Genomic DNA, 25,764 nt, shown 5'->3' with positions numbered 1-25,764 from the left:
CGGGACCGGATCACTCAGCGATGGAACCACCGGCAGCTTCGATAGCGGCCTTGGCACCAGCAGTTGCGATCAGACCCTTGACGGTTACCTTCTTGGTCAGTTCGCCAGCCTTGATGATACGCACGACACGAGCCAGTTCCGACACGAGGCCGGCTTGCTTGAGTGCCAGCACGTCGATCTCGGCGACGGGCAGCTTTTCCAGGTCGGACAGGCGCACTTCAGCCTTGTAGGGCGTTGCCAGCGACTTGAAACCGCGCTTGGGCAGACGACGTTGCAGGGGCATCTGGCCGCCTTCGAAGCCGACCTTGTGGAAACCGCCCGAACGCGACTTCTGACCCTTGTGGCCACGGCCGGCCGTCTTGCCCAGGCCAGAACCGATACCACGACCGACGCGACGCTTAGCGTGCTTTGCGCCTTCTGCGGGTTGGATAGTGTTTAATTGCATGATTCGCTCCGTTCGCAAGCCGTGGCTTACGACACAACTTTCACAAGATAGGACACTTTGTTGATCATGCCGCGCACCGACGGGGTGTCTTCCAGTTCGGACACCGAGTTGACGCGACGCAGACCCAGACCGCGCACGGTAGCGCGGTGGTCCTGACGAGTACCGATCAGACCCTTGACCAGCTTGACTTTGATTGTGTTAGCCATCTCGATCACCTTAGCCCAGGATTTCTTCGACCGACTTGCCGCGCTTGGCAGCAATTTCAGCCGGAGTGTTCATCTTCGACAGACCGTCCAGGGTGGCACGGACCATGTTGTAGGGGTTGGTCGAACCAGTCGACTTGGCCACCACGTTGGTCACGCCCATCACCTCGAAGATCGCGCGCATCGGACCACCGGCGATGACGCCAGTACCGTCCTTGGCCGGCGAGATCATCACCGAGGAGGCGCCGTGCTTGCCGATGACGGTGTGTTGCACGGTACCGTTCTTCAGGGTCACCTTGATCAGCTTGCGACGGGCTTCTTCCATCGCCTTCTGCACGGCCACGGGCACTTCCTTGGACTTGCCCTTGCCCATGCCGATACGGCCATCGCCGTCACCGACCACTGCCAGCGCTGCGAAACCCATGATGCGGCCGCCCTTCACCACCTTGGTGACGCGGTTGACCGCGATCATTTTTTCGCGCATGCCGTCATCAGGCTTGTCGCTTTGCGTTTTCGATTGCATTTTTGCCATGATCGATAATCCTTAGAACTTCAGGCCGGCTTCACGCGCAGCCTCAGCCAGCGCCTTGACGCGACCGTGATAACGGAAACCGGAGCGGTCGAATGCGACTTCAGTCACACCGGCCTTCAGAGCCTTCTCCGCCACGCGCTTGCCGATCAGGGCAGCAGCGGCAGCATTGCCGCCCTTGCCAGTCTGACCTGCCAGCTGGGCGCGGACTTCTGCTTCCAGGGTGGAAGCGGAAGCCAGCACGTTGGCGTCGGGGCCGATGACGCTGGCGTAGATGTGCGTGTTGGTACGGTGCACAGCCAGACGATTCACCTTCAGTTCTGCGATCTTGGCGCGAGTCTGAGTCGCACGGCGCAGGCGAGATTGTTTCTTGTCCATCGTCAACCCCTATTACTTCTTCTTGGTTTCTTTGAGCGTCACCACTTCGTCAGCGTAGCGCACACCCTTGCCCTTATAGGGTTCGGGTTCGCGGTACGCGCGAATTTCAGCGGCGACCTGGCCAACCACCTGGCGATCGATACCCTTGATCAGGATTTCGGTCTGGGTCGGGGTCTCAACCTTGATGCCGGCAGGCATCTGGTGAACGATGGGGTGCGAGAAGCCCAGCGACAGGTTCAGCTTGTCGCCTTGTGCTTGAGCACGGAAACCCACGCCGACCAGGTTGAGCTTCTTTTCGAAGCCCTTGGTGACGCCGTTGACCATGTTGTTGACCAGAGCACGCAAGGTGCCCGACATCGCGTTGGCTTCGCGGCTATCATCAGCCACTTCGAAGCTCAGCGAGCCATTGTTGTTGACCACCTTGACCTTCTTGGTCAGCGGTTGGGTCAAGGAGCCCAGCGGGCCCTTGACGGTGATTTGCTCTGCAGTGATGGTCGCTTCCGCGCCATTCGGCAGTGCAACAGGCATTTTACCTACACGAGACATCTTGCACTCCTTAGGCCACGTAGCAAATCACTTCGCCACCGACACCGGTTGCGCGTGCTTTGCGATCAGTCATCACGCCGCGCGGGGTGGACACGATTGCCACACCCAGGCCGTTCATGACGTTGGGGATATCGTCCTTGCCCTTGTAGATGCGCAGACCCGGACGGGACACGCGCTCCAGGCGCTCGATGACCGGACGGCCAGCGTAATACTTCAAACCGATTTTCAATTCAGCCTTGCCATCAGCGGCAACCACGGCGAAATCTTCGATATAACCCTCGTCCTTGAGGACGTTGGCAATGGCGACCTTCACTTTGGAAGACGGCATGACGACGGTAGTCTTGTTCACGCCTTGCGCATTGCGGATACGGGTCAGCATATCGGCGATAGGATCGCTCATACTCATTGCTTCTTCTCCTATTACCAGCTAGCTTTGGTCAAACCCGGGATTTCGCCGCGCATGGCGATTTCACGGACCTTGATACGGCCCAATCCGAACTTGCGGAAAGTACCACGGGGACGGCCAGTCAGCGCGCAACGGTTGCGCTGGCGGGTCGGAGCGGAGTTACGCGGCAGGGCCTGCAGCTTCAGGCGGGCTTCGTAACGCTCTTCATCCGACTTGGATTGGTCGTCGATAATAGCCTTCAACTCGGCGCGCTTGGCAGCATACTTCTTCACCATTTCTGCGCGCTTCTGTTCACGGTTAATCAGTGCCAGTTTTGCCATGGCATCCTCAGTTTCTGAACGGGAATTTAAATGCGGCGAGAAGCGCCTTCGCTTCGTCGTCGGTCTTTGCAGTCGTGGTGATGCTGATGTTCATGCCACGCAGTGCATCGATCTTGTCGTACTCAATTTCGGGGAAGATGATCTGCTCTTTCACACCGATGTTGTAGTTACCACGACCATCGAACGCACGACCGGACACGCCACGGAAGTCACGCACGCGCGGCAGGGCCACGGTGATCAGACGATCCAGGAATTCGTACATGCGGGCGCCACGCAGGGTCACCATGCAACCGATCGGGTAGCCTTCGCGGATCTTGAAACCTGCGATAGCCTTGCGAGCCTTGGTCACCACCGGCTTCTGGCCAGCGATCTTGGTCAGATCGCCAACGGCGTGCTCAATGATCTTCTTGTCCGCAACTGCTTCGGACAGACCCATGTTCAGGGTGATCTTCAGGATGCGCGGAACTTCCATCACCGACTTGTACGAATACTTCGTGGTCAAATCGGCGACGACCTTATCTTTATAAAACTGTTGAAGACGTGCCATGATGTTTAAACCTTAACGACTTCGCCGTTGGACTTGTAAGCGCGGACCTTCTTGCCGTCCACTTCCTTGTAAGCCACACGATCTGCCTTGCCGGTCGCAGCGTTGAATAACGCGACGTTCGACATATGAATTGGCATCAGCTTATCGACGATGCCGCCAGTTGCACCCGTCATCGGGTTCGGACGGGTCGCCTTCTTTGCGACATTCACGCCTTCCACGACGACATAATCGGTCCCGACGCGAGCAGTCACGACACCGCGCTTGCCCTTGTCTTTGCCGGTCAACACGATGACTTCATCGTTTTTACGAATCTTTGCCATGACCACTCCTTACAGAACTTCAGGCGCCAGGGAGACGATCTTCATGAAGCGCTCTGTACGCAGCTCACGAGTCACCGGCCCAAAGATACGGGTGCCGATGGGCTCCAGCTTGGCGTTCAGCAGGACGGCAGCATTACCATCGAACTTGACCAGCGAACCATCCTGACGACGCACGCCCTTGGCGGTACGAACGACGACAGCGTTATAAATTTCACCCTTCTTGACGCGACCACGCGGTGCTGCGCTCTTGACAGTAACCTTGATCACATCGCCAATGCCCGCATAGCGGCGCTTGGAACCACCCAAGACCTTGATGCACAGAACTTCGCGCGCACCAGTGTTGTCGGCCACTTCGAGCCGGCTTTCAGTTTGAATCATGATATTTTCTTTCCCAACTTAATCCGCTTCGCAGGATGCGCTGGCGGTCAGTCTTGGTCCTGTTAGCAAGCGAACTCGCTAGTTAGGGGACGAATAGAGCTACTCTTGAGCCTTTCTCTGCAAACTTTGTTTTGCAAAGAAAGAGCTCGATATTATGGCAGCATAATATCGAGCACGCAAGTACTACATTTACTACTTAGACGATTTGTGCTTCCTGTACCACACGGGTCACAGTCCACGACTTCGTCTTGGAGATCGGACGACTTTCGGTGATTTCCACCACATCGCCGGCCTTCGCCGAGTTTTGTTCATCATGCGCGTGGTACTTCTTGGTGCGCTTGATGATCTTGCCGTACAGCGGGTGCTTCATTTGACGCTCGATTTCGACAGTGACGGTCTTATCCATCTTGTCCGACACAACTTTGCCAATCAGCGTGCGCTTGAGCGCTTGTTTCACTTGATCGTTCATTGTTGGCCATCCTTCGAGTTGATCACAGTTTTCACACGTGCGATGTCGCGACGTACCTTCTTCAGCTGTGCGGTATTGTTCAGTTGCTGGGTCGCAATTTGCATGCGCAGGCTGAACTGAGCCTTCAACAGCTCGCCCAGTTCCTTTTCCAGTCCTGCCTTGTCCTTACCGCGGAGTTCAGATGCTTTCATGTTCCGCTCCTAATTATTGACCGACTTGGCGAACAACGAAAGTCGTCGACAGCGGCAATTTGGCAGCAGCCAAACGGAACGCCTCGCGCGCCAGGGCTTCGTCCACACCGTCCATCTCGTACAGTACCTTACCCGGCTGGATTTCAGCCACGTAGTACTCCGGATTACCCTTACCGTTACCCATACGCACTTCTGCGGGCTTCTGGGAAATTGGCTTGTCCGGGAAGACGCGGATCCAGATACGACCACCGCGCTTGATGTGACGGGTCATCGCACGACGAGCAGCTTCGATCTGACGGGCAGTGATACGGCCGCGGCCGGTTGCCTTCAGACCAAAATCGCCGAACGAGACGGCGGTTCCGCGGGTGTGCGAAATGCCGGTGTTACGACCTTTTTGTTCTTTACGATATTTTCTACGTGCTGGTTGCAGCATGATTATTCTCCTGCTTTCTCAGCCGACACACCGGCATCGGCAGCTTGAGGACGACCACCGCCACGCTTTGCACCAGCGCCAGGAGCGCCAGTCTTGGAGCGGGGACGTGCACCCGGCTTGCCGTCGTCACGACGGGGGCCACGACGCTTCTTGTCGTCTTCCGGTTCGCCGACCAGCACCGGCGCTTCGCCGTTTGCCAGGCGATCGCCCTTGTAGACCCACACCTTCACACCGATGATGCCGTAGGTGGTTTCAGCTTCGCCGAAGCCATAGTCGATATCGGCGCGCAGGGTGTGCAGAGGCACACGGCCTTCGCGGTACCATTCGGTACGTGCGATTTCGATGCCGTTCAGACGACCCGAGGACATGATCTTGATGCCTTGGGCGCCCAGACGCATGGCGTTCTGCATCGCACGCTTCATGGCGCGACGGAACATGATGCGCTTTTCCAGCTGCTGGCAGATCGAGTCAGCGATCAGCTGAGCATCGGCTTCCGGCTTGCGGATTTCTTCGATGTTGACGTGCACGGGCACGCCCATGAGCTTGGCCAGTGCGGTCTTCAGCACTTCGATGTCTTCGCCCTTCTTGCCGATCACAACGCCCGGACGGGAGCTGTAAATGGTGATGCGGGCGTTCTTGGCCGGACGCTCGATGACCACGCGGCCAACCGAAGCGTTCTTCAGCTTCTTCTTCAGGTAAGCACGGACCTTCAGGTCCTCGTTGAGCATGTCGGCAAAGTTGTTGTTGCCTGCATACCAACGCGAGCCCCAGTTACGCGTAACCGCCAGACGGAAACCGGTTGGATGAATCTTCTGTCCCATCGTGACTCCTTAGTTTCCGACGGTCACGTAAATGTGACACGACTGCTTGGAAATACGATCACCACGGCCCTTTGCACGCGCTGTGAAGCGCTTGAGGACCGCACCCTTTTCCACATAAATGGTCTTGACTTTCAGCTCGTCAATGTCGGCACCATCGTTGTGTTCGGCGTTCGCAATGGCGGACTCCAGAACCTTCTTGATGATGACCGCGCCCTTCTTGGGGCTGAAGGCCAAGATATTCAGTGCCTGATCAACTTTTTTACCGCGGATCAGGTCTGCAACCAGGCGGCCTTTCTGGGCCGACAGGTGCACACCGCGCAGAGTAGCTTTAGTTTCCATCATAGGACCTTATTTCTTAGCCTTCTTATCGGCGGCGTGACCCTTGAACGTACGGGTCAGCGCGAATTCGCCGAGCTTGTGACCAACCATGTTTTCCGACACATAGACCGGCACGTGTTGCTTGCCGTTATGCACCGCGATCGTCAGGCCGATGAAGTCCGGCATGATGGTCGAACGACGCGACCAGGTCTTGATCGGCTTCTTGTCCTTGGTAGCCTGGGCAGCCTCAACCTTTTTCACCAGGTGGGCGTCGCAGAAAGGACCTTTTTTCAATGAACGTGTCATGTTTTATCCTTTATTTCTTGCCGCGACGCGAGACAATCATCGAAGTCGTACGCTTGTTGCTACGAGTCTTCTTGCCCTTGGTCTGCTGGCCCCACGGGGAAACCGGGTGACGGCCAGCGGCGGTCTTGCCTTCACCACCACCGTGCGGGTGATCCACCGGGTTCATGACAACGCCACGAACGGTCGGACGCACACCGCGCCAACGGGTTGCACCGGCCTTACCGATCTTGCGCAGGTTGTGCTCGCCGTTACCGACTTCACCGATGGTGGCGCGGCATTCGATGTGAACGCGACGCACTTCACCGGAGCGCAGACGAACCTGGGCGTAGGTGCCTTCGCGTGCCATCAGCACGACAGCGGCGCCAGCGGTACGGGCGATTTGCGCGCCCTTGCCCGGCAGCATTTCCACGCAGTGGATGGTGGTACCGACGGGGATGTTGCGGATCGGCAGAGTGTTGCCCGACTTGATCGGAGCTTCAGAACCGCTGATCAGCTGATCGCCAACCGACACGCCCTTGGGAGCGATGATGTACTTGCGCTCGCCGTCCGCGTAGCACAGCAGTGCGATGTGCGCGGTACGGTTCGGGTCGTATTCGATACGCTCGACCTTGGCAGGGATACCATCCTTGTTGCGACGGAAGTCGACAACACGGTAGTGCTGCTTGTGACCACCGCCGATGTGGCGAGTGGTGATGTGGCCGTTGTTGTTACGGCCGGCGGTCTTGGACTTCTTTTCGACCAGCGATGCCAGCGGACGGCCCTTGTACAGGTCGGGATTGACGACCTTGACCATGCCGCGCCGACCGGGCGAGGTCGGCTTCACTTTTACGAGTGCCATTATTTAGCCTCCTCGGTGAAGTTGATTTCTTGACCCGGCTTCAGGCTGACGAAAGCACGGCGGGTGTGGTTGCGGCGGCCCATACCGTTGCGCGAGCGCTTCTGCTTGCCCTGACGGTTGGCGACTTGCACCGATTCCACTTCCACCTTGAACAGCAGTTCGACGGCGGCCTTGACTTCCAGCTTGGTGGCGTCCTTGGCGACCAGGAAGACGACTTGCTCGTTCTTCTCGGCGACAAAGGTTGCCTTTTCGGAGATCACCGGTGCCAGCAGCACCTTCATCAGGCGCTCTTCGCTATGTTTCACGATTGCGTTCATGCCAGCAACTCCTCAATCTTTGCCAGAGCCGGCTTGGTGATCAAGACATTCTTGAAGTACACCAGCGACACGGGATCAGCTTGACGCGGCTCGACCACCAGCACGCCCGGCAGGTTGCGCGAGGCCAGCAGCAGCTTTTCGTCCAGGCTGTCGGTAATAACCAGCACCGATTCCATGCCCATGCCCTTCAACTTCTGGGCCAGCAGCTTGGTCTTCGGGGCTTCGACGGCGAACTCTTCGACGACCGACAGGCGGCCTTCACGTGCCAACTGCGACAGGATCGAGCAGACACCTGCGCGATACATCTTCTTGTTGACCTTGTGGGTGAAGTTTTCGTCAGGCGAGTTCGGGAAGATACGGCCACCACCGCGCCACAGAGGCGACGAGGACATACCGGCACGTGCACGGCCAGTACCCTTTTGACGCCACGGCTTCTTGGTGGTGTGGCTGACTTCTTCACGATCCTTCTGCTTGCGATTGCCGCTACGCGCGTTGGCTTGGTAGGCAACCACGACCTGGTGGATCAGGGCTTCGTTGTAGTCACGGCCGAAAATGGTATCCGGTGCGGCGACGTTCGAAGCAGCTTGACCTTGGTCATTCAGGAGCTTCAGTTCCATTGATTAGGCTCCCTTCTTCGCTTTGACTTTGACTGCCGGCGACACGATCACTTGACCGTTCTTGGCGCCAGGAACGGCACCCTTCACCAACAGCAGCTGACGCTCTGCGTCCACACGGGCGATTTCCAGGTTCTGGACGGTGGTCTTGACATCACCCAGATGACCGGTCATACGCTTGCCGGGGAACACGCGGCCCGGATCCTGCGCCATACCGATGGAGCCAGGAACGTTGTGCGAGCGGGAGTTACCGTGGGTCGCGCGACCCGACGAGAAGTTGTAACGCTTGATGGTACCGGCGTAGCCCTTACCGATCGACACGCCTTGCACGTCGACTTTCTGGCCAGCTTCAAACATGCCGATGCCAACGACGTCGCCTGCCTTCAGTTCGGCAACCTTGGAAGCGTCAACACGGAATTCTTTGAGGACAGTACCTGCCTCGACGCCAGCTTTGGCGAAGTGGCCGGCGGCGGCTTTCACCACGCGCGAAGCGCGGCGTTGACCGAAGGTCACCTGAACAGCGGAATAACCATCCACTTCAGGCGTTTTGATTTGAGTCACGCGGTTGTTGGACACGTCCAGCACGGTCACAGGGATCGAATCCCCATCTTCCGTGAAGATGCGCATCATACCAACCTTGCGACCAACAAGGCCCAGGCTCATTGTTTTCTCCATTCCCGCCTGCGATTGGGCGGGGCTGATGTTCGTACTACCATAAATTATGGGTCTTGCAAACGCAAAACCCACATCGAAGCCGAGCATTATAGCCCGTAAAACAAAAGCGCACAACCTAGGTTGTGCGCTTTTCCAACACTATGCCAGCTGATTACTGCAGCTTGATTTCAACATCAACGCCAGCGGGCAGGTCCAGCTTCATCAATGCGTCAACCGTCTTGTCGGTCGGATCGACGATATCCATCAGGCGCTGATGGGTACGGATTTCGAACTGATCGCGGGAAGTCTTGTTGACGTGCGGCGAACGCAGGACGTCGAAGCGCTGGATGCGGGTCGGCAGGGGAACCGGGCCCTTGACGACAGCGCCGGTACGCTTGGCGGTGTCAACGATTTCCAGTGCGGACTGATCGATCAGACGATAGTCGAAAGCTTTCAGACGGATACGAATTTTTTGGCTAGGAACCGACATGATTTTCCTTTAAAGAACGAACCGGGGATGGGGATCACCCCCGGCGATGTTAAAAATGCGACTAGTGTTACTTGGTTACTGCGACTACTGATTCGACGATTAGTCGAAGATCTTGGCAACCACGCCGGCGCCGACGGTACGACCGCCTTCACGGATAGCGAAGCGCAGACCTTCTTCCATAGCGATCGGGTTGATCAGTTGCACGGTGATCGACACGTTGTCGCCCGGCATGACCATTTCCTTGTCCTTCGGCAGTTCGATCGCACCGGTCACGTCGGTGGTACGGAAGTAGAACTGCGGACGGTAGTTGTTGAAGAACGGGGTGTGACGGCCGCCTTCATCCTTCGACAGAACATAGATCTCGCCGGTGAAGTGCTTGTGCGGCTTGATCGAACCCGGCTTGGCCAGAACCTGACCACGCTGCACGTCTTCACGCTTGGTGCCACGCAGAAGCACGCCAACGTTGTCGCCAGCTTGACCTTGGTCCAGCAGCTTGCGGAACATTTCCACGCCGGTGCAGGTGGTCTTCTGGGTGTCAGCGATACCGACGATTTCGATTTCTTCGCCGACCTTGATGATGCCGCGCTCAACGCGACCGGTCACCACGGTGCCACGGCCGGAGATCGAGAACACGTCTTCCACCGGCATCAGGAAGGTACCGTCAACGGCACGTTCCGGGGTCGGGATGTAGGTGTCCAGGGCTTCTGCCAGGGCCATGATGGCTTGCTCTCCCAGGGGACCGGTGTCGCCTTCCAGCGCCAGCTTGGCCGAACCCTTCACGATGGGCAGGTCGTCGCCAGGGAACTCGTACTTCGACAGCAGTTCACGGACTTCCATTTCCACCAGTTCCAGCAGCTCTTCGTCATCCACCATGTCAGCCTTGTTCAGGAAGACGATGATGTAAGGAACGCCAACTTGGCGCGACAGCAGGATGTGTTCGCGGGTCTGGGGCATCGGGCCGTCAGCGGCCGAGCACACCAGGATCGCGCCGTCCATCTGGGCTGCGCCGGTGATCATGTTCTTCACATAGTCGGCGTGGCCTGGGCAGTCAACGTGCGCGTAGTGACGGTTCGCGGTTTCGTATTCGACGTGCGCGGTGTTGATGGTGATGCCGCGGGCCTTTTCTTCAGGCGCTGCGTCGATCTGGTCGTAGGCCTTCGCTTCGCCGCCGAACTTCTTCGACAGAACGGTTGCGATTGCAGCGGTCAGGGTGGTCTTGCCGTGGTCAACGTGACCGATGGTGCCGACGTTCACGTGCGGCTTGGTCCGTTCAAACTTGCCTTTTGCCATTTTAGATTTCCTTCAAAAGAACGATATGTTCGATGTTCAATATTCAATGATTGGCTGGTGATCCAGCCGGCGATCCGCCCCACACGGAACGGACCGCCATTCCTGCAACTTACTTGGCCTTGGAGGTGACGATTGCGTCGATCACGTTCTTGGGCGCTTCGGAGTAGTGCTTGAATTCCATCGTGTAGGTTGCGCGGCCTTGGGTTGCCGAACGCAGCGAGGTCGAGTAACCGAACATTTCCGACAGCGGAACTTCGGCCTTGATGATCTTGCCGCCACCACCAGCGATTTCGTCCATGCCCTGCACCATGCCACGACGGGACGACAGGTCGCCCATCACGGTACCGGCGTAGTCTTCCGGGGTTTCCACTTCCACGGCCATCATCGGCTCCAGGATCACCGGCGAAGCCTTGCGGCAGCCGTCCTTGAAGGCCATCGAGCCGGCCATGCGGAAGGCGTTTTCGTTCGAGTCCACATCGTGGTACGAACCGAAGAACAGGGTGACCTTGACGTCGACCACCGGGTAACCCGCCAGCACGCCGGTGTTCAGGGTTTCACGGATACCCTTTTCCACGGCCGGGATGAATTCACGCGGAACCACACCACCCTTGATCGCATCGACGAACTCGAAGCCAGCGCCCGGTTCTTGCGGTTCGATCTTCAGGACCACGTGACCGTACTGACCACGGCCGCCGGACTGCTTGACGAACTTGCCTTCGATTTCGTCGCAGGTCTTGCGGATGGTTTCGCGGTAGGCCACTTGCGGCTTGCCGACGGTGGCTTCCACGCCGAACTCGCGACGCATACGGTCGACGATGATGTCCAGGTGCAGCTCGCCCATACCGGAGATGATGGTCTGGCCGGATTCTTCATCGGTCTTGACGCGGAAGGACGGATCTTCCTGTGCCAGGCGGTTCAGGGCCAGGCCCATCTTTTCCTGGTCAGCCTTGGTCTTGGGCTCGACGGCCTGCGAGATCACGGGCTCAGGGAAGACCATGCGTTCCAGGGTCACGATAGCCGACGGATCGCACAGGGTGTCACCGGTGGTGGCTTCCTTCAGACCAACGGCAGCGGCGATGTCGCCAGCGCGCACTTCCTTGATTTCTTCACGCTGGTTGGCGTGCATCTGCAGAATACGGCCCAGGCGTTCCTTCTTGTTCTTGACCGGGTTGTACACGGTGTCGCCCGAATTGACGACGCCGGAGTACACGCGGAAGAAGATCAGTTGGCCGACGAACGGGTCGGTCATGATCTTGAAGGCCAGCGCCGAGAACTTCTCGTCGTCAGCAGCCTTGCGCACGGTTTCGGTTTCGTCTTCGGCGATACCCTTGACCGGGGGAATGTCGGTCGGTGCCGGCAGGTACTCGATGACCGCGTCCAGCATGGCTTGCACGCCCTTGTTCTTGAAGGCGGTGCCGCACATCATCGGGACGATTTCGCCAGCCAGGGTGCGCGCGCGCAGGGCCTTCTTGACGTCTTCTTCCGACAGGTCACCTTCTTCCAGGTACTTGTTCATCAGGTCTTCCGACGACTCGGCGGCGGTTTCGACCATCTTTTCGCGCCATTCCTGGGCAGTTGCCTTCAGGTTTTCGGGGATGTCGCGGTAGTCGAACTTCATGCCTTGGGAAGCGTCGTCCCAGTAGATCGCGCGCATCTTGACCAGGTCGATCACGCCTTCGAAGTTGTCTTCGGCGCCGATAGGCACTTGGATGGGGATCGGGTTGGCCTTCAGGCGGCTACGCATCTGCTCGTAGACCTTGAAGAAGTTGGCGCCGGTACGGTCCATCTTGTTGACGAAGGCCAGACGGGGCACGCCGTACTTGTTGGCCTGACGCCACACGGTTTCCGACTGCGGCTGCACGCCACCCACTGCACAGTAAACCATGCAGGCGCCGTCCAGAACGCGCATCGAACGCTCCACTTCGATGGTGAAGTCGACGTGGCCCGGGGTATCGATGATGTTGATGTGGTGCTCGGGGAAGTTGTTGGCCATCCCCTTCCAGAAGCAGGTGGTCGCAGCCGAGGTGATGGTGATGCCACGCTCTTGCTCTTGCTCCATCCAGTCCATGGTGGCCGCGCCGTCGTGCACTTCACCGATTTTGTGGTTCACGCCGGTGTAGTACAGGATACGCTCGGTAGTGGTTGTTTTACCTGCGTCGATGTGCGCCGAAATACCGATATTACGGTAGCGCTCGATGGGGGTCTTACGGGCCATAATTAATCCTAAGTCTTTAATGCACGAAACCGAGCGTCATTTTTTTCAAATAAACGCTCGGCTCGAACCAATTTTAAGATGCGAACCCAGGCTTCCCATCATCGCAAAAGCCCAGGTCCAGTCTTGATTAGAAGCGGAAGTGCGAGAACGCCTTGTTCGCTTCTGCCATACGGTGCACTTCATCACGACGCTTCATTGCGCCGCCACGGCCTTCGGCGGCTTCCATCAGCTCACCAGCCAGACGCTGGGGCATGGACTTTTCGCTGCGCTTGTTGGCAGCTTCACGCAGCCAGCGCATCGACAGGGCCATACGGCGCACCGGACGCACTTCAACGGGCACCTGGTAGTTGGCGCCACCGACGCGGCGGGACTTGACTTCCACCATCGGCTTGCAGTTGTTCAGGGCTGCGGAGAACACTTCCAGCGGGTCCTTGCCCGACTTGGACTGGATGTGGTCGAAGGCACCGTAGATGATGTTTTCAGCGACGGACTTCTTGCCCGACAGCATCAGCACGTTCACAAACTTGGCGACTTCAACGTTGCCGAACTTCGGATCCGGCAGAATTTCCCGCTTGGGGACTTCACGACGACGTGGCATTTCGATTCCTTTCAATCTTCAGTTGAGTGGGCGAACCCTGCTTCAACTTCGCCTGCACTCGCGGAGAGCCATCATGGCTTCCACTTACTCGGCCCGACCTGGACCGACTCTGAGTCTGTTCACACGACGCGATGCGTCATGATAAACACCAATTATTACTTCTTCGCTGCCTTGGCGCGCTTGGCACCGTACTTCGAGCGAGCTTGCTTACGATCCTTGACGCCCTGGGTATCCAGTGCACCGCGAACCATGTGGTAACGCACACCCGGCAAGTCCTTCACACGGCCGCCGCGGATCAGCACGACGCTGTGTTCTTGCAGGTTGTGGCCTTCACCGCCGATGTACGAAATGACTTCGAAACCGTTGGTCAGACGCACCTTGGCCACCTTACGCAGCGCCGAGTTCGGCTTCTTCGGAGTGGTGGTGTAGACGCGGGTGCAGACACCGCGCTTTTGCGGGCTGTTTTCCAGCGCCGGCGACTTGCTCTTCACGATCGCGCGGACACGTGGTTTGCTAATCAGTTGATTGATGGTTGGCATCGTTTTAATCCAACAAAGTACAACATTGAAAACAGGTTCCGGAATCGGTTGCCCGGAACCACACAGGAAACTCTTGTGCGCAAGACAATGCGCAAATCGGATTTAAGACCGGAAGGGAGAATAGCGTCGCAGAAGCGATGTTTCAGACCAAAGAACGCATAAGCCCGGGAGAGCCTAAATTCGAGAACTCGCGAGTGTACGCCTGAATGTCCAGCGGGTCAACCCGAACCCGGCTCTGGAGCCGATTTGACCCGGTTTATGGCCATTTCGCCACGCTTTGGGGCGGCGAAATGGCAATATTTTCCCTGATGCAAGGCTTTACAGGGCTCAGCCACGCGGCAAGGCCTCGACCATCTGGCGCCATTGCCCGGTCTCCGGCTGGCCGCGCTCGCGGCGGGAGAAGAAGTTGACGATCTGGCGGCCCTGGGCATCGTAGAACTCCACCGAGGTGACCATGCCATGGTCGGTCGGGCGCCGCACCACCCAACCATGGTCCACGGCGCTGGCGCGCAGGTGCAGGTTGAAGTCAGGATCGAGCACGTTGTACCACTCGCCCACGGTGGCCGTCTTGCCGATCAAGCCGCTGTAGATCTGGGTCATGCCGCCATTGCTGACAAACACCATGATGGGCTGCTGGCGCGCTTTGGCCTCTTCCAGCAAGGCCTGCGCCGCCTGCGGTCGGATACGCCAGGCCGACTCGGGGCCGATCAGTTGCAACGCCTGCTCGCGCGTCAACTTCAGTTCGCGCAGCAGACGCGGGAACTGGTGCACATCGGTCAGCTCCTGCCAAGACTGGCGCAATTCGCGTATCGCCTCGGCACTCGGCGTGGCAGCGGCTGCCGGCAGCGCAGGTGGCGCAGCCGGCTCCACCGTCAGCGCGGCGTGTTGATCGGCCATCCTGAAGTCGGCCACCAGCTGGTCGAATTGCGCCACGTGCTGCTCATTGTCCAGATAGACCTTGTGCACGGCATTGCCCTGGCGGTCGAACAATTGCAGGCTGCGACTGGTCTTGCCAGCGCGCCCCGCTTGCACCACAGCGAAGGCGCTGCCCCAGCGTGCGTTACCAAAGCGCAGATCGATGGGACCACCGGCAAAGCCGGTGCCGGGCACCACCCTGCCCTGCTCATCGCGCCGCACCGGCGTGACTTCACCGGCGCGCTCCAGCACCGCATCCTCGTTGCGGGTGATGGTCTTGATGCGGCCCAGTTCAGGCAGGCGCTCCAGCAGCGCCTGGATATCCTGCTCGCTGGCCCGCAAGCGCTGGGCGCCGTGGCCGATCTGGGTGGCCAGCAATTGCGCTTCCGAGACGCCAAGTTCACGTGCAGCGTCACGCGTATGAAGTTTTGGCTGCGCCTGCTGCAACTGCGCCCAGCGTTCGGCCAACGATGGCTGGGTGGCGCAGCCGGCCGCCAGGACGCTGGCCAGCAACAGGGCGTTGAGGTGCTTGTTCATGCTATTCCTTGGTAGGTATCGGCGTTGCGGTAGTAGAGATTGGCCTTGAATTTCTGCATCCACGGCTGGTCGGGATCGACATGTTCGTAGGCCAGCGTGGCACGTTGCCCGGTGGACTTGCTGCTGGTGCTATAGGCCGTGACGCCATTGGCCAGCGCCGACAGGCTGTCGCCGCTGTCGCGCTCTTCAGTGGCTTGCAGGGTCAGCTTGAAACTGTCCACGCCATTGGGCTTGAAGACCAGCTTGCCCAGCGCCGAGCGATTGGTATAGCTCATCGGATCGGGGGTGGTGCGTGCGGTGCCGAGCACGTCATTGGTCCCCTTGTTATCGGCCTGGTTGCCGTGTCGGGTGTTGAGGATCAACATGCCCTGCCATTGCTCGCCACCCCAGGCGGCGCTGGCGGTAGCACCAAAGCTCTTATCGACCGAATCGTAAGAAGGCTTGAAGGAGAAATACGTGCTCTTGCCGTACACGCCCAACAGGTCCGCGGGATCCTTGGTGATGAAGTTGATCGCCCCGGTCAAGCCATCGCTGCCATAGAGCGAAGAGGCCGGGCCGCGCAAGACCTCGATGCGACGATACAACTCGGTGTCGGTGGTGGCGCCCCGCCCCACGCTGGCCACACCCTGGCTGAAGGCACGCGGCATGACGATGCCGTCTTCCAGCATCAGCACCCGGTTGCCATCGAGGCCGCGCATGGTGATGCCCTCGTTGCCGCCGCGCCCGGTGGTGGCGCTGGCTCCGGTGATGCCGGACATGCGATAGACCGAACGCCGCACTTCCACACCCGGCTCATAGCGCAAGGCGTCCTTGATGTCCTTGGTATTGTGTTCTTCCATCTCCTGCGAAGTGATCACGGAGACGGTCGCCGCCGCGTGATCGAGGTCGGTACTGCCGGCGCGATTGGCCGTGACGACCACGTCCTGCAGCTTCCTGACACTGGGCTTGGCGGAATTGGAATTGACATCGGCCGACTGTGCGAAAGCACCCGCACAGAGCCACTGCTGCAGCGCCATCAACACGGCCGCTGCACACCTCGATTTGCTTGGAGACACTGGTAACCACCCCTTGGTTGGATCGGTTACGAGCGGTGGCTGGCTACCTCTTGGATAAAAAACGACCTGCGAACGCGGGTCGTCATGCATATGAAGCTTGATTCCATCGAGCAGGCCTCAGATGAGAATCGTTATTATTTGTAAATGATAGAAGATTCACGCATCCTTGGCAATGCCGCTACCGGTATGCCCAGGCGTTGTAGGGATATGAAGGGTGCGACGAGCCGGTCAACACCGCCTATGAACGAAAAAGCGGCGCCGGAATTGCTTCCGGCGCCGCTCTTCTTGCAGCTATGTTCTTGCTGGGGCAGCCGCTGCTGCTGGCCGCCCCGGATGCAGCAGATGAAGTGCTTACGCTTCGCTTTCGCCGCCACCGATGGATTCGGTCGAGGAGACTTCCTCGTCGGCGAACTCGGAACGGGAGGCACGTTCGGCTTCGAGCAGTGCTGCGCGCTCTTCGGCTTCCCAGGCATCCTTTTCCTTGCGGGCGCGGTGGAAGGCCAGGCCAGTACCGGCCGGGATCAGGCGGCCGACGATGACGTTTTCCTTCAGGCCGCGCAGGCCATCCTTCTTGCCCATGATCGCCGCTTCGGTCAGCACGCGGGTGGTTTCCTGGAACGATGCGGCCGAGATGAAGGAGTCGGTCGACAGCGATGCCTTGGTAATACCCAGCAGCACGTTTTCGTAGGTCGCCGGGATCTTGCCTTCGGCGGTCACGCGGTCGTTCTCGTCCAGCAGTTCGGAGCGCTCGACCTGCTCACCGGTGATGTAGTTGGTGTCGCCCGGCTCCACCACTTGCACGCGGCGCAGCATCTGGCGCACGATCACTTCGATGTGCTTGTCGTTGATCTTCACGCCCTGCAGACGGTACACGTCCTGCACTTCGTCGACGATGTAACGAGCCAGCGCTTCGATACCCAACAGGCGCAGGATGTCCTGCGGGTCAGCCGGACCGTCCACGATCATTTCACCCTTGTTCACCACCTGGCCGTCGTGCACCAGCACTTGCTTGTCCTTGGTGATCAAGAACTCGTGCTTGGTGCCTTCCATGTCGGTGATTTCCAGACGCTGCTTGCCCTTGGTTTCCTTGCCGAAGGCAACGGTACCAGTGACTTCGGCCAGCATACCGGCGTCCTTGGGCGAACGGGCTTCGAACAGTTCGGCCACGCGCGGCAGACCACCGGTAATGTCACGGGTCTTCTGCGATTCGGTCGGGATACGGGCCAGCACTTCACCCACATGCACCTGCTGGCCGTCCTTGACGGTGATCAGCGCGCCGACCTGGAAGCCGATGGTCACCGAGTGTTCGGTGCCGGCGATCTTCACTTCTTCGCCTTGTTCGTTCAGCAGTTTCACCTGCGGACGCATGACCTTGGAGGACGGACCACGACGCTTGGCATCGATGACCACCAGGGTCGACAGACCGGTGACTTCGTCGATCTGCTTGGCCACGGTGGAGCCTTCTTCCACGTTTTCGAACTTCACGGTACCGGAGTACTCGGTGATGATCGGACGGGTCAGCGGATCCCAGGTTGCCAGGGCAGTACCGGCCTTGATGGTCAGGCCATCCTTGACGATCAGGGTGGCGCCGTACGGCACTTTGTGACGCTCGCGCTCACGGCCCAGGTCGTCGGTGATCAGCACTTCGCCGGAACGGGAAATGACGATCTGTTCGCCCTTGCCATTGGTCACGTAACGCATCGTGGCGGTGAAGCGCACGGTGCCGTTGGACTTGGCTTCCACCGAGGAGGCCACCGCTGCACGCGATGCCGCACCACCGATGTGGAAGGTACGCATGGTCAGCTGGGTACCCGGCTCACCGATGGATTGCGCAGCCACCACACCGACGGCTTCGCCGGAGTTCACCAAGAGGCCACGGCCCAGGTCGCGGCCATAGCACTTGGCGCACAGGCCATAGCGGGTGTCGCAGGTCAGCGGAGTACGAACCTTCACTTCGTCGATACCCATGCGTTCGATCTCTTCGACCTTGTCTTCGTCCAGCAGGGTGCCGGCTTCGAACAGGGTGGATTGATCTTCCGGGTTGACGATGTCGGTCGCAGCCACACGGCCGAGGATACGGTCGCGCAGGGCTTCGATGACTTCACCGCCTTCGACCAGCGCCTTCATGGCCGAACCGTTGGAAGTGCCGCAATCGTCTTCGATCACGACCAGATCCTGGGTCACGTCCACCAGACGACGGGTCAGGTAACCGGAGTTTGCGGTCTTCAGCGCGGTGTCGGCCAGACCCTTACGGGCGCCGTGCGTCGAGATGAAGTACTGCAACACGTTCAGGCCTTCGCGGAAGTTCGCGGTAATCGGCGTTTCGATGATGGAGCCGTCAGGCTTGGCCATCAGGCCGCGCATACCGGCCAGCTGGCGAATCTGGGCAGCCGAACCACGGGCGCCGGAGTCGGCCATCATGTAAATCGCGTTGAACGATTCTTGGGTGGTCTTCTTGCCTTCGCGGGTGATGACGTCTTCCACCTTCAGCTGGTCCATCATGGCCTTGCCGACTTCGTCACCGGCCTTGCCCCAGATGTCCACCACCTTGTTGTAGCGCTCGCCTGCGGTCACCAGACCCGAGGAGTACTGCTGTTCGATCTGCTTGACTTCGGACTCGGCAGCGGCGATCAGGGTGGCCTTTTGCGGCGGCACCAGCATGTCGTCCACGCAGATGGAGATACCGGCGCGGGTCGCCAGGCGGAAGCCCGACTGCATCAGCTGGTCAGCAAACACCACGGTGGCACGCAGACCGCACTTGCGGAAGGACGTGTTGATGAGCTTGGAGATTTCCTTCTTCTTCAGCGCGCGGTTCAGCACCGAGAACGGCAGGCCCTTGGGCAGGATCTCGGAGAGGATGGCGCGGCCGATGGTGGTCTCGTAGCGCTTGACGGTACGCACGAATTCGCCGGTGACCGGGTCCTTCGGATGTTCCACGATACGCACCGTGATACGGGTAGCCAGCTCGACTTCCTTGTTGTCGTAGGCGCGGATGACTTCCGACACGTCCTGGAACATCATGCCTTCGTTCTTGCCGTTGATGGCTTCACGGGTGGCATAGTACAGACCCAGCACGATATCCTGGGACGGCACGATCGACGGTTCGCCGTTGGACGGGAACAGGATGTTGTTGGAGGCCAGCATCAGGGTGCGGGCTTCCATCTGCGCTTCGATCGACAGCGGCACGTGCACGGCCATCTGGTCGCCGTCGAAGTCGGCGTTGAACGCGGCGCACACCAGCGGGTGCAGCTGGATCGCCTTGCCTTCGATCAGGACCGGCTCGAACGCCTGGATGCCCAGACGGTGCAGGGTCGGTGCGCGGTTGAGCATGACCGGGTGTTCGCGGATGACTTCTTCCAGGATGTCCCAGACAACCGGCTCTTGCGCTTCCACCAGCTTCTTGGCGGCCTTGATGGTGGTCGACAGACCCATCAGTTCCAGCTTGTTGAAGATGAAGGGCTTGAACAGTTCCAGGGCCATCAGCTTGGGCAGGCCGCACTGGTGCAGCTTCAGTTGCGGACCCACCACGATGACCGAACGGCCCGAGTAGTCCACGCGCTTGCCCAGCAGGTTCTGACGGAAACGACCGCCCTTGCCCTTGATCATTTCGGCCAGCGACTTCAGCGGACGCTTGTTGGCGCCGGTCATGGCCTTGCCGCGACGACCGTTGTCCAGCAGCGAGTCCACGGCTTCCTGCAACATGCGCTTTTCGTTGCGCGTGATGATTTCAGGCGCGCGCAGTTCCATCAGACGCTTCAGACGGTTGTTGCGGTTGATGACGCGGCGGTACAGGTCGTTCAGGTCGGATGTCGCGAAGCGGCCGCCATCCAGCGGCACCAGCGGACGCAGTTCCGGCGGCAGCACGGGCAGCACTTCCATGATCATCCACTCGGGCTTGATGCCCGAGCGCTGGAACGCCTCCAACACCTTCAGGCGCTTGGCGTACTTCTTGATCTTGGCTTCGGACTTGGAGTCCTTCAGTTCCTGGCGCAGGGTTTCCGCTTCGCGGTCGATGTCGATCGAGCGCAGCAGTTCGCGGATACCTTCGGCGCCCATGAAGGCGATGAAGTCGTCGCCGTACTCTTCGTACTTGGCGGCGTAGTCATCTTCGGACATGATCTGGCACTTCTTCAGCGGGGTCATGCCGGGATCGGTCACGACATAGGCTTCGAAGTACAGCACGCGCTCGATGTCGCGCAGGGTCATGTCCAGCACCATGCCCAGACGGGATGGCAGCGACTTCAGGAACCAGATGTGGGCAGTCGGGGAAGCCAGCTCGATGTGGCCCATGCGCTCACGGCGCACCTTGGCCAGGGTCACTTCCACGCCGCACTTCTCGCAGATCACGCCACGGTGCTTCAAGCGCTTGTACTTGCCGCACAGGCACTCGTAGTCCTTGATGGGGCCGAAGATCTTGGCGCAGAACAGGCCGTCGCGCTCGGGCTTGAAGGTACGGTAGTTGATGGTTTCCGGCTTCTTGACTTCGCCGAAGGACCACGAGCGGATCTTGTCAGGCGAAGCCAGACCGATCTTGATCGCGTCGAATTGTTCGTTTTGCTGGACTTGCTTGAATAGATCGAGCAGTGCTTTCATGTATCACTCCAGGTTGGCGTGAAAAACTAAATTTACGTGTGGCCGGTTCACCCTGCTTAACCCTGTTCGCATCGGCGGGAGAGCCAGCGAAGCCTCTGCTTCGTGGTGCCGCTCGATACCGGGACAGACCTCCCCAGCTTACTGCCGTACTTCGCTTGAATCGCTTGAATCTCTTGATTCGCTCACATCGCCCGTGGAGCGATGCGTCAATACTGAATTCTTGAATTCTTGGTTCGCCGGAAAAACCGGCGGGGTGCGCAGCCTGCGCCGCGCACCCCTTTTACATCATTCGCGTTCCAGGTCGATATCGATACCCAGCGAGCGGATTTCCTTGACCAACACGTTGAAGGATTCCGGCATACCGGCATCGATCACGTGGTCGCCCTTGACCAGGTTCTCGTAGACCTTGGTACGGCCGTTCACGTCGTCGGACTTGACCGTCAGCATTTCCTGCAGGACGTAGGAGGCACCGTAAGCTTCCAGTGCCCACACTTCCATTTCGCCGAAACGCTGGCCACCGAACTGCGCCTTGCCGCCCAGCGGCTGCTGGGTCACCAGCGAGTACGGGCCGGTGGAACGGGCGTGCATCTTGTCGTCGACCAGGTGGTGCAGCTTCAGGTAGTGCATGTAGCCGACCGTCACGGTGCGCTCGAAGGCTTCGCCGGTACGGCCGTCATACATGGTGACCTGGTTCTTGGACGGGGTCATGCCCAGTTGCTTGGCAATCGGATCCGGGTAGGCCAGGTCCAACATGCGACGGGTTTCTTCTTCATGCGCACCGTCGAACACCGGGGTGGCAAAGGGCACGCCCTTCTTCAGGTTGGTGACCAGTTCGATGATTTCTTCATCGGTGAACGAGTCCAGCTCTTCCTTCTTGCCCGATTCGTTGTAGATGGTAGTGAGGAACTTGCGCAGTTCCGCCACCTTGGCTTGCGCCTGCACCATCTCGCCCAGACGCAGGCCCAGACCCTTGGCGGCCCAGCCCAGGTGAACTTCCAGCACCTGGCCGACGTTCATACGGGACGGCACACCCAGCGGGTTCAGCACGATGTCAGCGGGGGTACCGTCGGCCATGTGCGGCATGTCTTCGATCGGCAAGATACGCGAGACCACACCCTTGTTACCGTGACGGCCGGCCATCTTGTCACCAGGCTGCAGGCGACGCTTCACGGCCAGGTAGACCTTGACCATCTTCTGCACGCCCGGCGGCAGTTCGTCGCCCTGGGTCAGCTTCTTGCGCTTCTCTTCGAAGGCCAGGTCGAACTGGTGACGCTTCTCGGCGATGGATTCCTTGATGGCTTCCAGTGCGTTGGCGATGTCGTCGTCGGCCGGGCGGATGTCGAACCAGTGGAACTTGTCCAGATCGTCCAGATAGGCCTTGTCCAGCTTGGTGCCCTTGACCAGCTTCTTGGGGCCGCCATTGGCGACCTTGCCGATCAGCAGACGCTCCAGACGCTGGAAGGCGTCGCCTTCCACGATACGCAGCTGGTCGTTCAGGTCCAGGCGATAGCGCTTGAGTTCATCATCGATGATCTGCTGGGCGCGCTTGTCGCGCTGGATGCCTTCGCGGGTGAACACCTGCACGTCAATGACGGTGCCGACCATGCCCGAGGGCACGCGCAGGGAAGTATCCTTCACGTCGGAAGCCTTCTCGCCGAAGATCGCGCGCAGCAGCTTTTCTTCCGGGGTCAGCTGGGTCTCGCCCTTGGGGGTGACCTTACCGACCAGGGTGTCGCCGGCTTCGACTTCCGCGCCGATGTAGACGATACCCGACTCATCCAGACGGGCCAGTTGGTTCTCGGCCAGGTTGGAGATGTCGCGGGTGATTTCTTCTGCACCCAGCTTGGTATCACGTGCCACCACCGACAGTTCCTCGATGTGGATCGAGGTGTAGCGGTCATCAGCCACGACCTTCTCAGAGATCAGGATCGAGTCTTCGAAGTTGTAGCCGTTCCAGGGCATGAACGCCACCAGCATGTTCTGGCCCAGTGCCAGCTCGCCCATGTCGGTCGAGGCGCCGTCGGCGATCACGTCATGCTTGGCCACGCGGTCACCGATCTTGACGATCGGGCGCTGGTTGATGTTGGTGTTCTGGTTGGAACGGGTGTACTTGATCAGGTTGTAGATGTCCACACCGACTTCGCCAGCTTGCGCTTCGTCGTCGTTGACGCGGATCACCACACGGCCTGCATCGACGTAGTCCACCACGCCGCCACGCAGGGCTTGCACGGTGGTACCGGAGTCCACTGCCACGGTACGTTCGATGCCGGTGCCGACCAGCGGCTTTTCCGGACGCAGGCAAGGTACGGCCTGGCGCTGCATGTTGGCGCCCATCAGTGCACGGTTGGCGTCATCGTGCTCCAGGAACGGAATCAGCGAGGCTGCCACCGACACCACCTGGCCCGGGGCCACGTCCATGTACTGCACGCGTTCCGGCGAGACCAGGATGGTTTCGCCAGCTTCACGGGCCGACACCAGTTCGTCGGACAGCTTGCCTTCACCGTCGATGGTCGCGTTCGCCTGGGCGATCACGTAACGACCTTCTTCGATGGCCGACAGGTAGTCGATCTGGTTGGTGACCTTGCTGCCCTCGACCTTGCGGTACGGGGTTTCCAGGAAACCGTATTCGTTCAGGCGGGCGTACAGCGCCAGCGAGTTGATCAGGCCGATGTTCGGGCCTTCAGGCGTTTCGATCGGGCAGACGCGGCCGTAGTGAGTCGGGTGCACGTCGCGCACTTCGAAGCCGGCGCGTTCGCGGGTCAGACCGCCAGGGCCCAGAGCGGAAACGCGGCGCTTGTGCGTGATTTCCGACAGCGGGTTGGTCTGGTCCATGAACTGCGACAACTGCGACGAACCGAAGAACTCACGGATGGCAGCCGAGATCGGCTTGGAGTTGATCAGGTCGTGCGGCATCAGGTTGTCCGCCTCGGCTTGACCCAGGCGTTCCTTCACAGCACGTTCCACGCGCACCAGGCCGGCACGGAACTGGTTCTCGGCCAGTTCGCCCACGCAACGCACGCGACGGTTACCCAGGTGGTCGATGTCATCGACTTCGCCACGGCCGTTACGCAGTTCGACCAGGATCTTGATGACGGCCAGGATGTCGTCATTGGACAGGGTCATGGTGCCGGTCAGCTCATCGCGACCGACGCGACGGTTGAACTTCATGCGGCCCACGGCCGACAGGTCGTAGCGGTCTTCGCTGTAGAACAGGCCATTGAACAGGGCTTCCACCGACTCTTCGGTCGGCGGTTCGCCAGGACGCATCATGCGATAGATCGCCACGCGTGCGGCGGTCTGGTCGGCGGTGTCGTCGGTGCGCAGGGTCTGCGAGATGTAGCCGCCCTGGTCCAGGTCGTTGGTGTACAGGGTCTGGATGGCCGAGATGTTGGCTTCGCGCAGCTTGGCCAGCAGTTCTTCGGTCAACTCGTCGTTGGCGCTGGCCACCACTTCACCGGTGTCAGGATCGACGATGTTCTTGGCCAGCACGCGGCCCAGCAGGTAGTCCTCAGGCACGGAGATGTGCTTGATGCCGGCGGCTTCGATGTCACGCACGTGCTTGGCGTTGATGCGCTTGTCCTTGGCGACCATCACCTTGCCCGACTTGTCGGTGATGTCGAAACGTGCGACTTCACCGCGCAGGCGCTCGGAGACGAACTCCATGTCGGCGCCTTCGGCGTGCAGGTTGAAGTTGTCGAAGACGAAGAAGTTCGCCAGGATCTGCTCGGAGGTCATCCCGATGGCCTTCAACAGGATCGTCACCGGCATCTTGCGGCGGCGGTCGACGCGGAAGAACAGGATGTCCTTCGGATCGAATTCGAAGTCCAGCCAGGAGCCACGGTAAGGAATGATGCGGGCCGAGAACAGCAGCTTGCCGGACGAATGCGTCTTGCCGCGGTCGTGTTCGAAGAACACGCCCGGGGAGCGGTGCAGCTGCGACACGATCACACGCTCGGTGCCGTTGATGACGAAGGAACCGGTGGTGGTCATCAGGGGCAGTTCGCCCATGTAGACTTCCTGCTCCTTCATTTCCTTGACGACCGGCTTGGTCGGCGACTCCTTGTCCAGGATCACCAGGCGCACCTTGGCGCGCAAAGGGGACGCAAAGGTCAGGCCACGTTGTTGACACTCTTTGACGTCAAACGGCGGAGCGCCCAGCACATACGACAGGAATTCGAGGCGCGCAAAACCATTGTGCGACACGATGGGGAAAATCGAGGTGAAAGCCGATTGCAGGCCTTCGTTCTTGCGTTCCGATGCAGCACGTTCGGGTTGCAGGAAATTCTGATACGACTCGATCTGAGTCGCGAGCAGGAACGGAACGTTGTGGACGTTTGCGCGTTTCGCGAAGGATTTGCGAATGCGCTTCTTCTCAGTAAATGAGTAGTGCATGGACACTCCGTGAGTGACAGGAAGGATAGAGAATTCAAGATTCGATCAGACCGCACGACTTGCCGGCAAAGCAGTCCGGGCCATCGGCACTCAAATCTTCAAATGTC

General features: G+C 59.5%; 29 protein-coding genes. All 29 read right to left on the bottom strand.

All coding sequences use genetic code 11. From position 1 onward, the window contains the following. Window positions 1-10: 10 nt before the first annotated feature. The gene (gene rplO / locus RC54_RS00735) at window positions 11-445 is read right to left on the bottom strand and encodes a 50S ribosomal protein L15 (RefSeq protein WP_006464915.1); all 435 of its coding nucleotides are present in this window, start codon (window positions 443-445) and stop codon (window positions 11-13) included. A gap of 26 nt (window positions 446-471) precedes the next feature. Beyond that, window positions 472-651, bottom strand: a complete 180-nt coding sequence (rpmD, locus tag RC54_RS00730) for a 50S ribosomal protein L30 (protein ID WP_006464916.1) — start codon at window positions 649-651, stop codon at window positions 472-474. A 10-nt stretch (window positions 652-661) separates the two neighbouring features. Continuing rightward, entirely contained in the window at window positions 662-1,180 is a 519-nt protein-coding gene (gene rpsE, locus RC54_RS00725; RefSeq protein ID WP_006464917.1) for a 30S ribosomal protein S5, read from the bottom strand. Window positions 1,181-1,192: 12 nt separating this feature from the next. Next, the gene (gene rplR / locus RC54_RS00720; protein WP_008334143.1) at window positions 1,193-1,555 is read right to left on the bottom strand and encodes a 50S ribosomal protein L18; all 363 of its coding nucleotides are present in this window, start codon (window positions 1,553-1,555) and stop codon (window positions 1,193-1,195) included. A 12-nt stretch (window positions 1,556-1,567) separates the two neighbouring features. Further along, window positions 1,568-2,101, bottom strand: a complete 534-nt coding sequence (gene rplF / locus RC54_RS00715; protein WP_008334141.1) for a 50S ribosomal protein L6 — start codon at window positions 2,099-2,101, stop codon at window positions 1,568-1,570. A gap of 10 nt (window positions 2,102-2,111) precedes the next feature. Further along, window positions 2,112-2,507 carry a 30S ribosomal protein S8 gene (gene rpsH, locus RC54_RS00710; RefSeq protein ID WP_006464920.1) on the bottom strand — a complete coding sequence of 132 codons (396 nt, stop codon included), beginning with the start codon at window positions 2,505-2,507 and terminating at the stop codon, window positions 2,112-2,114. Window positions 2,508-2,521: 14 nt separating this feature from the next. Next, the gene (gene rpsN, locus RC54_RS00705) at window positions 2,522-2,827 is read right to left on the bottom strand and encodes a 30S ribosomal protein S14 (protein WP_006464921.1); all 306 of its coding nucleotides are present in this window, start codon (window positions 2,825-2,827) and stop codon (window positions 2,522-2,524) included. A 7-nt stretch (window positions 2,828-2,834) separates the two neighbouring features. Continuing rightward, a complete protein-coding gene (gene rplE, locus RC54_RS00700) occupies window positions 2,835-3,374 on the bottom strand; it encodes a 50S ribosomal protein L5 (protein ID WP_006464922.1) in 540 nt (179 codons plus the stop codon). 5 nt (window positions 3,375-3,379) lie between these two features. After that, complete coding sequence (rplX, locus tag RC54_RS00695; protein WP_061790646.1) at window positions 3,380-3,694, bottom strand: 50S ribosomal protein L24; 315 nt, start codon at window positions 3,692-3,694, stop codon at window positions 3,380-3,382. A gap of 9 nt (window positions 3,695-3,703) precedes the next feature. Then, the gene (rplN, locus tag RC54_RS00690; protein WP_006464924.1) at window positions 3,704-4,072 is read right to left on the bottom strand and encodes a 50S ribosomal protein L14; all 369 of its coding nucleotides are present in this window, start codon (window positions 4,070-4,072) and stop codon (window positions 3,704-3,706) included. A gap of 196 nt (window positions 4,073-4,268) precedes the next feature. After that, window positions 4,269-4,541, bottom strand: coding sequence for a 30S ribosomal protein S17 (gene rpsQ, locus RC54_RS00685; protein WP_006464925.1), 273 nt, complete (start codon window positions 4,539-4,541; stop codon window positions 4,269-4,271). Then, entirely contained in the window at window positions 4,538-4,732 is a 195-nt protein-coding gene (gene rpmC, locus RC54_RS00680) for a 50S ribosomal protein L29 (protein ID WP_006464926.1), read from the bottom strand. Before rpmC ends, rpsQ begins: the two co-directional genes overlap by 4 nt. A gap of 13 nt (window positions 4,733-4,745) precedes the next feature. After that, window positions 4,746-5,165, bottom strand: a complete 420-nt coding sequence (gene rplP, locus RC54_RS00675) for a 50S ribosomal protein L16 (RefSeq protein WP_008334136.1) — start codon at window positions 5,163-5,165, stop codon at window positions 4,746-4,748. Between the two features lie 2 nt (window positions 5,166-5,167). Further along, entirely contained in the window at window positions 5,168-5,986 is an 819-nt protein-coding gene (gene rpsC / locus RC54_RS00670) for a 30S ribosomal protein S3 (protein ID WP_058893869.1), read from the bottom strand. 9 nt (window positions 5,987-5,995) lie between these two features. Further along, on the bottom strand, window positions 5,996-6,328 hold the full coding sequence (rplV, locus tag RC54_RS00665; protein ID WP_008334132.1) for a 50S ribosomal protein L22: 333 nt from the start codon (window positions 6,326-6,328) through the stop codon (window positions 5,996-5,998). A 6-nt stretch (window positions 6,329-6,334) separates the two neighbouring features. Further along, on the bottom strand, window positions 6,335-6,610 hold the full coding sequence (rpsS, locus tag RC54_RS00660; RefSeq protein WP_007875308.1) for a 30S ribosomal protein S19: 276 nt from the start codon (window positions 6,608-6,610) through the stop codon (window positions 6,335-6,337). Window positions 6,611-6,620: 10 nt separating this feature from the next. Beyond that, a complete protein-coding gene (rplB, locus tag RC54_RS00655; protein ID WP_006464931.1) occupies window positions 6,621-7,448 on the bottom strand; it encodes a 50S ribosomal protein L2 in 828 nt (275 codons plus the stop codon). Next, window positions 7,448-7,765, bottom strand: coding sequence for a 50S ribosomal protein L23 (gene rplW, locus RC54_RS00650; protein ID WP_006464932.1), 318 nt, complete (start codon window positions 7,763-7,765; stop codon window positions 7,448-7,450). Before rplW ends, rplB begins: the two co-directional genes overlap by 1 nt. Then, window positions 7,762-8,382, bottom strand: coding sequence for a 50S ribosomal protein L4 (gene rplD / locus RC54_RS00645; RefSeq protein ID WP_006464933.1), 621 nt, complete (start codon window positions 8,380-8,382; stop codon window positions 7,762-7,764). Before rplD ends, rplW begins: the two co-directional genes overlap by 4 nt. 3 nt (window positions 8,383-8,385) lie before the next feature. Further along, window positions 8,386-9,054, bottom strand: coding sequence for a 50S ribosomal protein L3 (gene rplC, locus RC54_RS00640; protein ID WP_174526153.1), 669 nt, complete (start codon window positions 9,052-9,054; stop codon window positions 8,386-8,388). Window positions 9,055-9,205: 151 nt separating this feature from the next. Then, window positions 9,206-9,523, bottom strand: coding sequence for a 30S ribosomal protein S10 (rpsJ, locus tag RC54_RS00635; RefSeq protein ID WP_006464935.1), 318 nt, complete (start codon window positions 9,521-9,523; stop codon window positions 9,206-9,208). Between the two features lie 99 nt (window positions 9,524-9,622). After that, entirely contained in the window at window positions 9,623-10,813 is a 1,191-nt protein-coding gene (gene tuf / locus RC54_RS00630) for an elongation factor Tu (protein WP_034312043.1), read from the bottom strand. A gap of 109 nt (window positions 10,814-10,922) precedes the next feature. After that, window positions 10,923-13,028, bottom strand: a complete 2,106-nt coding sequence (fusA, locus tag RC54_RS00625; protein ID WP_017454493.1) for an elongation factor G — start codon at window positions 13,026-13,028, stop codon at window positions 10,923-10,925. Between the two features lie 127 nt (window positions 13,029-13,155). Continuing rightward, entirely contained in the window at window positions 13,156-13,626 is a 471-nt protein-coding gene (rpsG, locus tag RC54_RS00620; RefSeq protein WP_017454494.1) for a 30S ribosomal protein S7, read from the bottom strand. Between the two features lie 155 nt (window positions 13,627-13,781). Next, window positions 13,782-14,165 carry a 30S ribosomal protein S12 gene (gene rpsL / locus RC54_RS00615; RefSeq protein WP_006465490.1) on the bottom strand — a complete coding sequence of 128 codons (384 nt, stop codon included), beginning with the start codon at window positions 14,163-14,165 and terminating at the stop codon, window positions 13,782-13,784. Between the two features lie 327 nt (window positions 14,166-14,492). Further along, window positions 14,493-15,617 carry a hemin-degrading factor gene (locus tag RC54_RS00610; protein WP_061790644.1) on the bottom strand — a complete coding sequence of 375 codons (1,125 nt, stop codon included), beginning with the start codon at window positions 15,615-15,617 and terminating at the stop codon, window positions 14,493-14,495. Beyond that, on the bottom strand, window positions 15,614-16,672 hold the full coding sequence (locus tag RC54_RS00605; protein ID WP_244216426.1) for a TonB-dependent receptor plug domain-containing protein: 1,059 nt from the start codon (window positions 16,670-16,672) through the stop codon (window positions 15,614-15,616). The genes RC54_RS00610 and RC54_RS00605 overlap by 4 nt, the downstream gene beginning before the upstream one ends. A gap of 351 nt (window positions 16,673-17,023) precedes the next feature. Continuing rightward, window positions 17,024-21,265, bottom strand: a complete 4,242-nt coding sequence (gene rpoC / locus RC54_RS00600) for a DNA-directed RNA polymerase subunit beta' (RefSeq protein WP_017455600.1) — start codon at window positions 21,263-21,265, stop codon at window positions 17,024-17,026. Window positions 21,266-21,550: 285 nt separating this feature from the next. Continuing rightward, the gene (rpoB, locus tag RC54_RS00595; RefSeq protein ID WP_061790643.1) at window positions 21,551-25,657 is read right to left on the bottom strand and encodes a DNA-directed RNA polymerase subunit beta; all 4,107 of its coding nucleotides are present in this window, start codon (window positions 25,655-25,657) and stop codon (window positions 21,551-21,553) included. Between the last annotated feature and the right edge of the window lie 107 nt (window positions 25,658-25,764).

Source organism: Herbaspirillum rubrisubalbicans, assembly GCF_003719195.1.
Classification (GTDB): domain Bacteria; phylum Pseudomonadota; class Gammaproteobacteria; order Burkholderiales; family Burkholderiaceae_D; genus Herbaspirillum; species Herbaspirillum rubrisubalbicans.
This window is presented reverse-complemented; position numbering and strand designations above follow the sequence as displayed.